This is a genomic window from Salinivibrio sp. AR647, assembly GCF_001995415.1.
Classification (GTDB): Bacteria; Pseudomonadota; Gammaproteobacteria; order Enterobacterales; family Vibrionaceae; genus Salinivibrio; species Salinivibrio costicola.
Genome location: NZ_MUFE01000002.1, coordinates 102,935 through 116,921, shown reverse-complemented (window position 1 = coordinate 116,921; position 13,987 = coordinate 102,935). Strand labels below are relative to the sequence as shown.

The 13,987-nt window shown below is 49.2% G+C and carries 12 protein-coding genes and 3 tRNA genes; 6 read left to right on the top strand and 9 right to left on the bottom strand.

Features of this window, described 5'->3' with window-relative positions; all coding sequences use genetic code 11:
• Nucleotides 1-148 precede the first annotated feature (148 nt).
• The gene (dbpA, locus tag BZG76_RS03080) at nt 149-1,531 is read right to left on the bottom strand and encodes an ATP-dependent RNA helicase DbpA (RefSeq protein WP_077460239.1); all 1,383 of its coding nucleotides are present in this window, start codon (nt 1,529-1,531) and stop codon (nt 149-151) included.
• A 245-nt stretch (nt 1,532-1,776) separates the two neighbouring features.
• On the opposite strand from dbpA, the gene BZG76_RS03075 reads away from it, so the two are divergent.
• Nucleotides 1,777-2,211, top strand: coding sequence for an acyl-CoA thioesterase (locus BZG76_RS03075; protein WP_241824035.1), 435 nt, complete (start codon nt 1,777-1,779; stop codon nt 2,209-2,211).
• Between the two features lie 82 nt (nt 2,212-2,293).
• Here BZG76_RS03075 and BZG76_RS03070 read toward each other — a convergent pair whose 3' ends face one another.
• Complete coding sequence (locus tag BZG76_RS03070) at nt 2,294-3,079, bottom strand: hypothetical protein (RefSeq protein WP_077460122.1); 786 nt, start codon at nt 3,077-3,079, stop codon at nt 2,294-2,296.
• A gap of 217 nt (nt 3,080-3,296) precedes the next feature.
• On the bottom strand, nt 3,297-3,824 hold the full coding sequence (locus tag BZG76_RS03065) for an RES family NAD+ phosphorylase (RefSeq protein ID WP_077460121.1): 528 nt from the start codon (nt 3,822-3,824) through the stop codon (nt 3,297-3,299).
• A gap of 181 nt (nt 3,825-4,005) precedes the next feature.
• On the opposite strand from BZG76_RS03065, the gene queC reads away from it, so the two are divergent.
• A complete protein-coding gene (gene queC, locus BZG76_RS03060; RefSeq protein ID WP_021024560.1) occupies nt 4,006-4,701 on the top strand; it encodes a 7-cyano-7-deazaguanine synthase QueC in 696 nt (231 codons plus the stop codon).
• Between the two features lie 81 nt (nt 4,702-4,782).
• Here queC and BZG76_RS03055 read toward each other — a convergent pair whose 3' ends face one another.
• Both BZG76_RS03055 and BZG76_RS03050 read right to left on the bottom strand, forming a co-directional pair.
• A complete protein-coding gene (locus BZG76_RS03055) occupies nt 4,783-7,932 on the bottom strand; it encodes a multidrug efflux RND transporter permease subunit (protein ID WP_077460120.1) in 3,150 nt (1,049 codons plus the stop codon).
• Nucleotides 7,932-9,053, bottom strand: coding sequence for an efflux RND transporter periplasmic adaptor subunit (locus BZG76_RS03050; protein WP_077460119.1), 1,122 nt, complete (start codon nt 9,051-9,053; stop codon nt 7,932-7,934). Before BZG76_RS03050 ends, BZG76_RS03055 begins: the two co-directional genes overlap by 1 nt.
• Nucleotides 9,054-9,338: 285 nt before the next feature.
• Between BZG76_RS03050 and BZG76_RS03045 the strand changes: the two genes are divergently transcribed.
• From BZG76_RS03045 to BZG76_RS03035, 3 genes are all read left to right on the top strand, one after another.
• A tRNA-Tyr gene (locus BZG76_RS03045) sits at nt 9,339-9,423 on the top strand.
• Nucleotides 9,424-9,445: 22 nt separating this feature from the next.
• Nucleotides 9,446-9,530 (top strand) — tRNA-Tyr (locus tag BZG76_RS03040).
• A gap of 21 nt (nt 9,531-9,551) precedes the next feature.
• Nucleotides 9,552-9,636, top strand: a tRNA-Tyr gene (locus BZG76_RS03035).
• Nucleotides 9,637-9,697: 61 nt separating this feature from the next.
• Here BZG76_RS03035 and BZG76_RS03030 read toward each other — a convergent pair.
• Nucleotides 9,698-10,666 (bottom strand): glutathione S-transferase family protein, encoded by a 969-nt coding sequence (locus BZG76_RS03030; protein WP_077460118.1) that lies wholly within the window; start codon nt 10,664-10,666, stop codon nt 9,698-9,700.
• Between the two features lie 212 nt (nt 10,667-10,878).
• Between BZG76_RS03030 and BZG76_RS03025 the strand changes: the two genes are divergently transcribed.
• Nucleotides 10,879-11,232: a DUF4168 domain-containing protein gene (locus BZG76_RS03025; RefSeq protein WP_158009946.1), complete on the top strand. Its 354-nt coding sequence runs from the start codon at nt 10,879-10,881 to the stop codon at nt 11,230-11,232.
• Nucleotides 11,233-11,277: 45 nt separating this feature from the next.
• On the opposite strand, the gene arsJ is transcribed toward BZG76_RS03025, so the two are convergent.
• From arsJ to BZG76_RS03010, 3 genes are all read right to left on the bottom strand, one after another.
• Nucleotides 11,278-12,501, bottom strand: coding sequence for an organoarsenical effux MFS transporter ArsJ (arsJ, locus tag BZG76_RS03020; RefSeq protein WP_077460116.1), 1,224 nt, complete (start codon nt 12,499-12,501; stop codon nt 11,278-11,280).
• Nucleotides 12,502-12,582: 81 nt separating this feature from the next.
• Nucleotides 12,583-13,590 (bottom strand): ArsJ-associated glyceraldehyde-3-phosphate dehydrogenase, encoded by a 1,008-nt coding sequence (locus BZG76_RS03015; RefSeq protein WP_077460115.1) that lies wholly within the window; start codon nt 13,588-13,590, stop codon nt 12,583-12,585.
• Nucleotides 13,591-13,601: 11 nt separating this feature from the next.
• Nucleotides 13,602-13,943, bottom strand: a complete 342-nt coding sequence (locus BZG76_RS03010) for a metalloregulator ArsR/SmtB family transcription factor (RefSeq protein WP_021024015.1) — start codon at nt 13,941-13,943, stop codon at nt 13,602-13,604.
• Between the last annotated feature and the right edge of the window lie 44 nt (nt 13,944-13,987).

Genomic DNA, 13,987 nt, shown 5'->3' with positions numbered 1-13,987 from the left:
ATCGATGTATAAATTTTGTCATTGTATGCATTCCCACGCAGGAGCGTGGGAACGAGTAAAAAGCGTATCGTGCCTGTCCCTGTAGAAAAAGTGCCTAGGTCCTAGGATCCTAGGACCTAGGCACTGCTTTTATAGCTTACGGTAAAGATCAAACCCGGCGGGCACGAATAGTGCGGCCTTTAACTTTACCTTCATTGAGCTTACGCAACGCGGCTTTAACGCAAGATTGTGACACTGCAATAAACGCCACATTATCTAGCACATTGATTTTGCCCACTTGCTTACCGTCAATGCCCGCTTGACCGGTCAGCGCGCCCAAAATATCACCCGCGCGTACTTTTTGTTTTTTACCTGAGTCAATCATCAAAGTTGCCATCTCAGGCTGATAAGGCGTAGTGTCGAGCAAATGCTGCGGCGGCAGGGCTTCGGGGAGAAAATCGCGGTCATACTGATCTCCAATCATCGCCAGCTTATAGTGCTCAGCATCGTTATACAGCGAACACGCCACCCCTTTTTTGCCAGCGCGACCGGTACGGCCGACGCGGTGCACGTGAGTTTGCGGATCGTGGGCGAGTTGATAGTTGATCACCATATCCATGTCATCAATGTCTAAGCCTCGCGCGGCGACATCAGTGGCCACCAGCACCGAGGCACTTTTGTTGGCAAATTTTACCAAGGTGCGCTCACGGCCACGCTGTTCAATATCACCATGCAAGGCAACGGCGCTAAAACCATCATCTTCTAAGTTGTCGCACACTTGTTGTGTTTGGACTTTAGTCGTACAGAACACCACACAACTTTGCGGCTGAAAGTGTAATAACAGTAGCTTTAACGCTTGGTAACGCTGCGTGTTGTCATCAACTTTATAGACGTGCTGCGAGATTGTACTTTGCGTTTTCACCTCATCCACTTTAACGGAGACAGGGTGGCTCAGCACTCGCTGGGCAATCGCATTGATCGAGCGCGGGAAGGTGGCGCTGAATAATAAGGTTTGGCGATGAGCGGGAACACGCGCAATGATAGCATCCAAGGTATCTTGGAAGCCCATATCCAGCATCTGATCGGCTTCATCCAACACCAAGGTTTCAACATCATCGAGGCGCAATGTACCCTTGCGTAAATGATCGTCGACACGCCCTGGAGTGCCGACAATAATGTGTGCACCATGCTCCAGTGAGCCAATTTGCGGGCCAATCGATACCCCGCCACACAGCGTCAGTACTTTGACATTATGGCGGCCACGCGCCAACTTGCGCATCTCCTCAGCGACTTGCTCGGCCAACTCACGGGTTGGACACAGCACCAAGGATTGCACGCGAAAGCGCTTCACGTTCAGTTTGGCTAACACGCCAAGGCTAAACGCCGCTGTTTTCCCTGAACCTGTCTTTGCTTGAGCAATAATGTCTTTACCATCGAGCACAGACGGCAAGCTCTGCGCCTGAATCGGTGTCATTTCGGTGTAACCCAGCGTCGCTAAGTTATCGAGTAAATCAGCAGGTAACGCGAGCGAGGAAAAAGCGGTATCAGTCAAAGTCGTATCCACAGCAAAAGTAAACAAAGCCGCGCCCAAGCACGGCCAAAAAGGGGGCGTATCATACCAGAATCTGGCTGCTGCCACATTAGTCGATTATAGCCACACGCTTTGCTCCCTACTTTGTCACTTTATTCATTCTGTTACGCAATTGTTAGACCAAGCTCCGTATTTACACTTGCCCAGCTTGTCTTGTCATTGTGCTTGGTGTGCAATCAAGGCACACAATAAAGGAGGATTGTCTTGTGGCAAATATCCCAGTAGAAAACTACCCACTCTCTCATACGCAGGCGATTGTTTGGAACGACATGGACGCCCTGCAACACATCAATAACACCGTGTACTTTCGCTATTTTGAAGATGTGCGCGTGGTGATGCTTGAAAAACTGGAAGTGTTCGAGCTAGCTAAACGACTGCATGTTGGCCCGGTGGTCGGCTCGACCCGCTGCGATTATCGCGCCCCTTTGGTGTATCCAGATACCATCACCACCGTGGCTTGGGTGGAAGATATTCAAGAAAAGCGCTATGCGATGAAGTATGAAATCTACAGTCACAATCAAGAACGCTGTGTGGCCGAAGGCGAGGCTTTGATTGTCTATTGCGATTTTAAAACCGGTAAAAGCTGCCCCATCCCAGCTGAAACGCTCGAAGGGTTAAAAGCCTTTGCCGCGAAAGAATAACTTTTAAACTCTAGTTTCTGTGATGTAGCTACTAATAAAAAGAGCCTACTTATTCTGGAGGCTCTTTTCCAAAAAGGCATTCTCAATAACGGTCACATGCGTACCAGTTATCCGGCCAATCCCAAATATACTCTGAGTTTATCATCACTTTTATTTTTTCCTCAGTAGCATCCTCAGTATAGCCCACCACTTTATCTTCTATGGAAACAAAGCATATTTTTGTTCCCTTAGTCAGAACCTTCTCTCGAGTATCTAAGCTTCTCACTTTCAATTTTTTAAGCTTTTCTTCCTTTCTTCTTTTCTTCTCTTCTAAACGCTCTTTCCTTTTCTGCTCTCTTTCTTTCTTCCACAACTCGTACTCTTTGCCTGCCTCTTTCCTGTTAGAAAAGCTGGGGAAAACACTCTGTGATAACTGATTATTTCCTACTGGTTTAAAAAAAGTGAGAACCCAGCTTGGCCAGTCTTTTTTCACCAAGTCTTCATAATCAAAATAATAAGAAAAAATCGCGATATCTCTGTTTTCCTTCAGTTCACAGACATGCTTATTAATATTGTCTCTTCCGATACGACGACTATCATATTTATGTATCACACCATCATGGGACTCACAATACCCACTCATTACTTTATTTATGTAAGAGCGTTTATCTTTAAAGACAAATACACGATACTTTTCCACTCCACCTTTTTCTTCATATGAATCTAAATAATCACCAGAAGCTAAAACGAGTGCTGAAGATCCCAAGTCCACGTTGTATGTTGCTATATCTCTAAAGATACCATCAAGATCTTCATTAATATTGACATTAGTTGACTGGCATGCAGAAACCATCAGAGACATGATGAGGATAGGTATTATTTTTATCATCTGAATAACCACTATGTTAAATAGTTTAAGGTTAAAATTTTTTGAAACTAAAAAGAAGAGAACTGAGTCACAAAAAAAGAATGTTTATAAATGCCTATAGGAGTATTCTTTATCTAAACATGAGCATTATTGGTTATAGGTGATGAGACAACTACGTATCTTTCATTGCAATGAATAATCAACATTCACTTACGTACATATAACAACTAATCTTAATCTAATTTGATAGACAAATCTCTTCAGGCTCGCCCACTCTGGTCACAGACGGCGCGCCTGGGGCGTTCCAGCGAAACAAGGTGATATGCCAAGTGCTGGGATCTTTTCGCGACGGGTCAATTAAGACAATTTCATTACCACTTCTCAGCGTATCGGCCACCAACCAACTAGATGGTGATTCGCCTTTTGCTAAGGTGGCTTGCCAATCAACGCTGGATAAGGTTTTGTATTGCTGGAGTTCAGGATGACGCAAATCCACCAGCTCACAGGGGTCAACCTGATACCGCACGAGCACGCGTGGCGTTATGATCTGGCTGGCGTACTTTTGCATGGCCACACGCGCACTTTCTGCACTCTCGGTCAAATACAGCGCACTTTCACCCTGACGATTATACCGACCGTTCGGTCTGTCTTTGCTTTCTCGCGTCAAGGCAGCGTCGATGTGCTCAGGGTGACACACTCTGACAAAAATACCCGAGATAGGCGTGCGGCACAGGCAGGGGATAGTTTTCGGTTCAAGTCCGTCCATGACTTGTGAATGTCCTTTATAAATCAATTATCAAGGCGTAGTTTAGCAAACAAAGAGGGGACAAATTGCGTACTAACTAACGGATTACATCATCGCGTCTGGCTTGCTGTCGATACCACACAGGGGTACCATCCGTGCTCTGTGTAACACTGGGTAAGTAGCACCGCCAGAGGACAAACCGATGAAAAAAGCCGTTGTGGTATTTAGCGGAGGACAGGACTCAACCACCTGTTTGATTCAAGCGCAGGCAGAGTACGACGAAGTGCATTGCCTCACTTTCGACTATAACCAGCGTCACAAGCAAGAAATTGACGTTGCCCGTGAGATTGCTGCAAACCGCAAAGTCAGTGCGCACAAGGTATTAGATGTTGGCTTGCTCAACGAATTAGCGATTAGCTCGCTCACACGCGACAACATTCCCGTTTCTAACGCGCTGAACGAAAACGGCCTGCCCAATTCTTTTGTGCCGGGACGGAATATCTTGTTTTTGACTTTGGCCGGCATCTACGCCTATCAAATTGGCGCTGAGGCAGTGATCACCGGTGTCTGCGAAACCGACTTTTCTGGCTACCCAGATTGTCGCAACGATTTTATTCAATCGATGCAGCAAGCCCTTGAGCAAGGCATGGATAGACAACTCGCATTAGTGACGCCGCTGATGTGGCTGAATAAAGCCGAGACCTGGGCACTGGCCGACCAGTATCACGCCCTCGATTTTGTGCGCGACCACACCCTAACCTGTTATAACGGGATTAAAGGCACTGGCTGTGGTGAATGTCCAGCCTGCCACTTGCGTCAGCGTGGCTTAGATGACTACCTCGCCAATCAAACGGACGTACAAGCCGCACTGCAACGCAAACAAGCCGAAAACGCGTAACAGCGCGCATCCTTGGTAGCAACAAGAAATAAAAAACCGCCTCATCGCGAGGCGGTTTTTGTATCGAGCATACAACAGCGGCTATTTACGCGGCTCATCATGCGGATTAGTATCAAACTCACCATGACTGGTCCGATGCACGGTTTCCACTGCCAACGCTTTATCTAATTGCTGCGCCACATACTCAGGCGAATGGGTATGTACCGAGAGCAAGCGATACATCGCTGGGATCACCAGCAAGGTGACAAAGGTCGCAAAGGCCATGCCGGTGAAGATCACCGTCCCAACCGCGATACGACTCTCTGCCCCCGCCCCGGTTGACAGGATCAGCGGGATCATCCCTGCCAAGGTGGTAAACGCCGTCATCAAAATCGGTCGCAAGCGACGGACTGACGCATCGATAATCGCTTTTTCAAATGCAATACCACGATCACGCAATTGGTTGGCAAACTCCACGATTAAGATACCGTTTTTCGTCACCATCCCAATCAGCATGATCAAACCAATTTGGCTATAGATATTGATCCCTTGGTTGGTCAGCCACAAACCTAAAAAGCCACCTAGCATCCCCATGGGCACCGTCAACATCACTACCAAGGGGTTGATAAAGCTTTCAAATTGCGCCGCTAACACCAAGTACGATACCAAGAGGGCTAAACCAAACACCACCAGCACACTGGTTTGGTTGTCCCGAAAATCTTTCGACTCGCCCGAGTAGCCCACCGAGATATCAGCTGGCAGCGTCTCGGCCGCCGCGGAGTCGAGATAATCGAGTGCTTGGCCGAGCGTCACATCCTCACCTAAGTGCGCCGATAAGGTGATCGATTTTTGCTTGTTGGTATGGCTTAGACGCTGCGCAGAGGCGGTTTCTTCCACCGTGGTTACCGCATCCAGCGAGACCAATTGACCACTACGACTGCGCATATAGATACGACTCAGATCGCTCTTGCTGCTAAACGCATTTTCATCGCCACGGACATACACATCATATTCTTCACCGCGATCCACATAGCTGGTCTGCGCGCGACCACCTAACATGACTTCCAAGGTGTCGGAGACGTCCCGTACCGAAATGCCAAGTTCAGACGCACGACGGCGGTCTACTTTGACGACTAGCTCAGGCGTATTTTGGCTGTAGTCATAGTCCGGGCTATCAATCATGCCCGCTTCACGACTCATTTCACCTAAGGTCTCAGCCCAGCGATGCAACTCAGGGTAGTCTGGGCCGCTGAGTACAAATTGCACCGGCTCAGAGCTTCGACCGCCAAAGCCGGGCGCAAACGGGAACACTTGCACATCTGGCACGCCATTCAGTACCTGACGCACTTCTCCGAGAATGGCTTGTGCTGAACGGTCGCGCTCATCCCAATCCGGTAAAAGCATGATCACAAAGCCGGTTTGATCGCCGGCACGACCACCAAACGCGGGCGTCTGCAAGCTCACCGAACTCAAGGTGCCCGCTTCCACCAGTGGCATTAAGCGCTGTTCAATTTGCTCAATGTTGCCCACCATGCGGTTATAAGCCGTCCCTTCAGCGCCTTTCACAAAGGCTAACAGTACACCACGGTCTTCTTGCGGCACCAACTGAGACGGTAAAGATTGCATTAACGCCCCACTGCCACCAAGGCAAAGTAGGATTACTACTGGGGCCATCCAACGCCAGCGCAGCACCTGCACTAAAGCGCGCCGATAATAGCTTTCAAGCCGCTCAAACCCACGTGTCACAATGCGGTTGACCGGACTGGATGAAACATTTAAGCGCAGTAACTTACTGCCCAGCACGGGCGTCAGCGTCAGGGCAATCAAGGATGAACACAACACGGTCACGGCCAGCATCACCGCAAATTCTGTGAATAGCTTGCCTATCATGCCGTCCATATAGGTAATGGGTAAGAACACCATCACCAGCACCGCCGTGGTCGCAATCACCGCAAAACCAACTTCTCGCGCCCCGCGGTACGCGGCCACCAAGGGTTTATCGCCTTGCTGTAAATGATGGAAGATATTTTCGACCACCACGATGGCATCATCCACCACTAACCCAATCGCTAAGATCAGCGCCATTAAGGTGAGAAGATTAATCGAGAACCCCAATGCTGAGGCTACGATAAAGGCCGAAATCAATGACACAGGCACGGTCACCGCGGGAATCAGTGTCGCACGCGCTTGGCCGATAAAGATATACAATACCAACACCACCAACGCACCAGTAATAAAGAGCGTGCTGTACACTTCCTCTATCGATCGCTCGATAAATATGGTGGTGTCATAATCGACCCACAGACGCGTGCCTTCAGGGAGAAACGCCTGCATATCATCCACGAGCTTATGGGCACGATCAGAGATATCAAGTGGATTGGCATCGGATTGTGGGATCAAGGCCAAACTCAGGTTGTTGATACCATTGTTTTTATAGGTCGCATCTTCATTGCGTGAACCAATCGCCACGTCCGCCACGTCCGACAAATAAATCGCGGTGCCATCGGCTGTGGTTCGTATCACCAGCTGTTTAAAATCTTCCGCATCACGATACAAACGATCGCTACGCACCGGCATGGTCATCACGTCATTGCGGATTTCCCCGCCCGGGCTTTCTAGGTTTTCCTCCCGCAATGCATCGAGAATATCTTGGGTCGTGACGCCATGTCCTGCCATCTGCGTCGGATCCAGTTTTACATACATCACTTTATACAGCGCACCGTATAAATCGACCGAGCTTACGCCGGAGATCAAACTGAACCTATCTTCCAGGGTGCGCTGGGCGTATTCGGTGAGCTGGTTGCGATCCATTTCCGATGAGGCGAGATTAATGTATATCGCGGCCTCACCGGTGCCGTTATCTTTATACACAATCGGATCATTGGCATCATCGGGCAGTCCACCTTGCGCACGCGCCACCGCATCGCGCACATCACTCACGCCTTCAGTCAGTGGATGATCGAGATTAAATTCCACCGTGATACGCGATGAGCCATTACGACTGACTGACGTAATTTCATCAATACCGCTGATCCCGGACAGCTCATCTTCAATCAACTGTGTGACTTGGCTTTCCATAATGCTTGCCGACGCGCCCGAATATCCGGTGTAAATACTCACCACAGGGCTATCAATATCCGGCATCTCACGCACAGAGAGCGTCGAAAAAGACACAGCACCAAACACACATAGCAGTAAACTCAAAACCACCGCCATCACCGGCCGCTTCACCGACACATCAGATAACCACATTAGCTGGCCTCCGTCTCAGATGCGGTCTCATCGACACGGCTTTGATCATCAGCTTGATGTTTAGGCGCTTCTGCATTTAACACTGATACTTGTGCGCCATCGCGCATGTTCACCAAGCCTTGTATGACGATGTTTTGCCCCGGTTCAAGTCCTTTACTCACTACCACTTGGTTATCAATGCGTGCACCGAGGGTAATTTCGGTACGATGGGCGATACCTTCATCATCAACACGAAACACATAGCGACGGGTGCCGGAATACTGCAGCGCTTGCACCGGGACAATCACCGCTTGCTGTTGTGGTAAGGCCAATTTTGCTTCCATCAGCATACCAGGTTGCAGTTGGCTTTCAGGGTTATCCAACGCAACCCGGACACCAACAGATAACGCGTCTTGATTGATACGAGAGTCCACGACCCGAATCTCACCATTGAACGTTTTGTCCGGCCAAGCTTGGGAGGTCACTACCACCGGCATATCAGGATATAAGCGGCTGAAATACTGCTCTGGGACTTGAATATCCAGATTCATACGCGACAGATTATCGAGACTGAACAAGGTTTCACCGATGTCCACACGCTGACCGACGCTAAGATCAAACAAACCGATACGCCCGGAAAATGGCGCGGTTAGGCGATGATCATCTAAATCAGATTGCGCCGACTGCAAACGGGCTTTGGCAATGTTGACGCTGGCTTGTTGTGCTTCCAACTCGGTTTGCGTCAATGCTCCGCGCTGCGCCAGCTTGTTGTATTCTTTAAGTTTACGCATTTCATCATTCAGATAGGCCGACGCTTCCAACACAGCCGCTTGGGCTTTAGCACGGTTAAATGTCACCAAAGGTGCGCCCTTTTCAACCGTTTCCCCCGGCTGCACATGGACGGTTTCAATCCGTGCCGACACTTCCGATTCAATACTGATCTGTTGATGAGCTTTGACGTTTCCCACTAACGACAGAGACGGTGAAACAGACTGGGTTTCTACCGGCGCGGTCATCACATCCACAGAGCGAGCGCCTGGTGGTGGCGCAGATGTCCCGTCGGTCGATGGCGCCGAGTCACCAAACTGCCAGTACGCGATCCCCGCCAACACAGCGACGCCCAATAGCATCCATTTTTTCATTGCATGACACCTTATTATTTGAATAGCACCAGTGTACTGATCTACTTTTTTTTGTCCTTAAAGAATTGTAAAGACGTTGTTTTTTATCGTTATTACATCCAAATTCGAGATTTAGCTACATAGCATTCAGACTGTGAAAACTCAGGCAGGTTTCAAAAAGCGATAAAAACAACGCTTATCGCTGATTTTGGACGCAAGACGTTGAAAAAAACACCAACCGCATTCTGAGATTAAGAAAACCCTTTACAGCTCCAATCGGTTTGGTAAGATTCGCCTCAATCGCGTGGTGGAGTTCCCGAGCGGTCAAAGGGATCAGACTGTAAATCTGACGGCTCAGCCTTCGAAGGTTCGAATCCTTCCTCCACCACCAATTTTACAAAGCAAGACTCCGTGGTGGAGTTCCCGAGCGGTCAAAGGGATCAGACTGTAAATCTGACGGCTCAGCCTTCGAAGGTTCGAATCCTTCCTCCACCACCATTTTATAAAGCAAGACTCCGTGGTGGAGTTCCCGAGCGGTCAAAGGGATCAGACTGTAAATCTGACGGCTCAGCCTTCGAAGGTTCGAATCCTTCCTCCACCACCATTTTTAAAGGGCCAGCATTTGCTGGCCCTTGTTCGTTGTGCGAAACAACACATTCTATTCGTTATCCAGTCAAGGCCGCCCGCCCATGCGGCGACCACAAATCTTGCTCTGGCCCTTTAGGCACAATGCGCGTCGGATTAATGTTGCCGTGGCTGTAGTAGTAATGGTTTTTGATATGGTGCATATCGACCGTTCCTGCCACGCCTGGCACTTGAAATAACTCTTTCATATAGCAGAACAAATTGCAGTAGTCGGCGATACGTTGTTTGTTACATTTAAAGTGACCCACGTACACAGGATCAAAGCGGATTAAAGTGGTAAATAATCGCCAGTCTGCTTCTGTGATCTGATTCCCAGCCAGATAGCGGTTGCGACTCAGATGATCGTCCAACACCGTCAACGCACTGAATAGCTTATCAAAAGCGTCTTCATAAGCCGCTTGTTCGGTGGCAAAGCCACATTTATACACGCCGTTATTCACGTTCGGATAAACAAATTCATTCCACTGATCTACCGCTGCACGCAGGTTTTCTGGGTAGTAATCGTCATCATTCCCCGTAATGGCATTAAAGGCCGAGTTAAACATCCGAATGATATCGGCCGATTCATTACTGACAATAGTCTGGGTTTGCTTATCCCACAAAATCGGCACAGTGACCCGGCCGGTATAGTCAGGCTTGGCTTTGGTATACAACTGGTGCGCGTAGTCAAAGCCATATAAGGGCTCTGGCTCTGAGAATGTCCAGCCATGCTCCAACATTTCGGGCGCAACGACAGTGACATCAATGTGGGGCTCAAGCCCTTTCAAATGACGCATAATCAAGGTGCGATGTGCCCACGGGCAAGCGAGAGATACATAGAGATGATAACGATCAGACGCTGCTTTAAAGCCAGCATCCCCGCTTGGGCCGGCTTCACCGCTCGCGGTTATCCAATGTCGGAATCCAGCATCTTCACGAACAAAGCGCCCGCCTGATGCTTTGGTGTCATACCACACATCGTGCCAAATACCGTCAATCAGTTTTCCCATAGGTCCTCCTTTCTTTCTGTGTGCAGTATATGAAGCAACAATAGAAATGTCGGCAGACCCGATTGTTGGAGTTATTCGAAAAAGCTGAGCAATGGCTCCGACATTGAGAATGTCATGATTTTGTTAGAACTTTCTTAATCGCCTTTTTCGCGTTTGACCTTCACTCACCATGTCTTCTACTGTGAATAGCGATGAATAAAAGGAGAAAATTGATGAAACGTTTATTAGCGACCCTATCTTTTGCGTTTGTTGTTGCAGCCAGTCTGCCAAGTTTCGCTGCCAATGAGACAACCGAAATGTCAGCAGATCAGCTGACTGACCAAGTGGTGAGCAGCTACGCTGAAGCGGCTGAACAGGTTGTTTCAATATCTAAAGACTATCAAAGTAAGCTCGAGAGCATCGGTGATGAAGAGCAAGCTAAAGCACTAATGGCGGAGACGCAGAAAGAAATGGCGCAAGCCATTGAGGCAACAGGCCTATCCATTGAAGAATATAACAATGTCTTTCGTCAAGCGCGTGAAGATAAAGAACTGCAAAAGAAGATCAGCAACATGATCAATGAGTAAATATAGTTTGGAACAAGGGCAAGTGTATTCTCTTGCCCTTATTGTTTAGGCTTGAGCCACCGAGACGTGCGATCTAGGTAGCCACAGCGAAATCACCGTCGTAATGAACAAGAAGACGAACGAGACCCACAAACAGGCTGCTAACCCCCATACTTGGAAAACCCAGCCCGACAACACCGTGCCAATTAATCGCCCCATCGCGTTGGCCATATAGTAAAAGCCCACGTCCAACGACACGCCATCGCCTTTGGCATAGCTCACAATCAAGTAAGAATGCAGCGACGAGTTAACCGCAAAGATAACGCCAAACAGCATTAATCCGACAATGATGACCGCTTGTGGGTGCCATTGCTCGCCAATTGCGTAAGCAATGACGCCGGTCACCACACTAAGCCCAAGCGCCCACCCCAGCGCCGCTTTACCACCCGGTGAGTGCCCTGCTTGACGCCCAGTAATTTTTGGGGCAATCCCTTGCACCACACCATAGGCAATCACCCACAGCGCAAGAAAGCCACCGACCATACTATGGCTCCAACCGAATGTGTTGCCTAAATAAATCGGTAAGGCGACGACAAACCACACGTCTCGCGCACCAAAGAGAAACATGCGTGCCGCTGAGAGGATATTGACGCTGCGCGACTTGGAAAATATTTCTGAAAACTTAGGCTTACTTTTGGCTTTACCTAAATCCGCTTTTAGTGACACCACACTGCCAATAAAGACCACAGTCAGCACACCGGCCATGGCTGCCACCGCGTATTGAAAGCCAATGAAAGACAACAGTGCGCCACCGACAAAAAAGCCTGCCCCTTTGAGCGCGTTCTTAGAGCCCGTCAAGATCGCAATCCACTTAAACAGCGCACCCTGTGCATTATCGGGCACCAGGGTTTTGATCGCACTTTTCGCACTCATCTTATTGAGATCTTTCGCAATCCCAGATAGCGCTTGTGCCGCCATTACCCAAGGGATGGTGAGCCACGCCGCGGGTACCGCCAGCATAGTAAGCGCCACAATTTGCATGCCTAGGCCAATATTCATGGTGCGGTTAAGCCCTAATCGAGCCCCTAACCAGCCGCCGACAAGATTGGTCACTACCCCAAAGAATTCGTAAAACAAAAACAGCGAGGCAATTTCTAAGGTGCCGTAGCCTAAGTCATAAAAGTACAGCACCACCAACATGCGCAGTGCGCCGTCGGTGATGGTGAAGTTCCAATAGTTAAAGGTAACCAGCATGTACTGGCGCACAGATTGGCTTAATTGAGCAAACATGATGGCCGTCTATTTAGGTTTAATAAAAGCGGTAAATAAAGGCGGTGCACTGTATACACCGCCACCGTTAACAAGCATCACTTACTGATCGACAAGACCGACGTTGCGCACCAACTCAGCGGTGCGCGTGGCATACCCCATTTCGTTGTCATACCACGCATAGATTTTGACCATACGCTTACCCACCACCATAGTGGACAGCCCATCGACAATGGTAGAGCGCTGATCGCCACGATAATCAATCGAGACTAAAGGACGCGCCTCAAAGCCAAGAATGCCTTTAAGCTCGCCGTCCGCGGCCTCTTGCAACAGTGCATTCACCTCGTCGGCGGTGGTATCGGTTTCCACATCAAAAATCACATCCGTCAGTGACGCATTGGCGAGCGGGACACGCACTGCATGGCCATTAATCTTGCCTTTTAGATCCGGGAAAATTTCCACAATGGCCGTTGCTGATCCTGTGGTGGTCGGGATCAAGCTCATGCCACACGCACGGGCGCGACGTAAGTCTTTGTGCGGCGCGTCTAAAATCGTTTGGGTATTGGTTAAATCATGAATGGTGGTGAAGGTTGACTGCGCAATTCCTAGTTTTTCATGGATCACTTTCACAATCGGAGCCAAGCAGTTCGTGGTACACGACGCCGCAGTCACGATTCGATGTTTCCTCGGTTCAAATATCGCGTCATTGACGCCCACTACGATATTCGCCACACGCTCATCTTTGACCGGTGCAGACACCACTACGCGCTTCACGCCTTGGTCCATATATTGTTGCAGCAAATCCGCGTCACGGTGTTTTCCGGTTGCCTCAATCACCACATCACAGCCTGACCAATCGACTGCATCAATCGCTTTTTCTTGGCTTGTCGTCAGTGTCTTGCCGTTAATCTGCACGCGGTTGCCTTCTGCACTCACCGCGTGATGCCAACGCCCTTGTACCGAATCAAACTCCAGCAAATGCGCCAGCGTTTCAGTATCTCCCGCCACATCGTTAATATGCACAAACTCGAGCTCTGGCCAATCAAATGCTGCCCGCAGTGCTAAGCGACCGATACGGCCAAACCCATTGATCCCGACTTTAATTGTCATTGCTTTCTCCTTTACACACAGCAGGTAGGGCGAGACGCCATCTTGGCAAGCCGCGTGATATCTTCTTGATAAGTGTCTTTTAGGCAGTTGGAATCAACTAAACCCTGAATTTGTTTGCGCATCCAGCCCGGTAAATCAGCGGCTAAGCGATAAAACACCCATTGCCCTTGGCGCGTATCAACCAACACACCACTGGCCCGCAGTTGTGCCAAGTGGCGTGAGATCTTAGGCTGTGAGGTATCCAGCGCTTCGGTGAGCTCGCACACACATAACTGCCCTTCACGAGCAATTAATAGCAAACACCGCACGCGCGTTTCATCGGCCAACAATTTGAAAAACTGGTGAGGCAACATAGGCTCTCTCATGACGCTTTATTAAATGCACATATGGATATGCG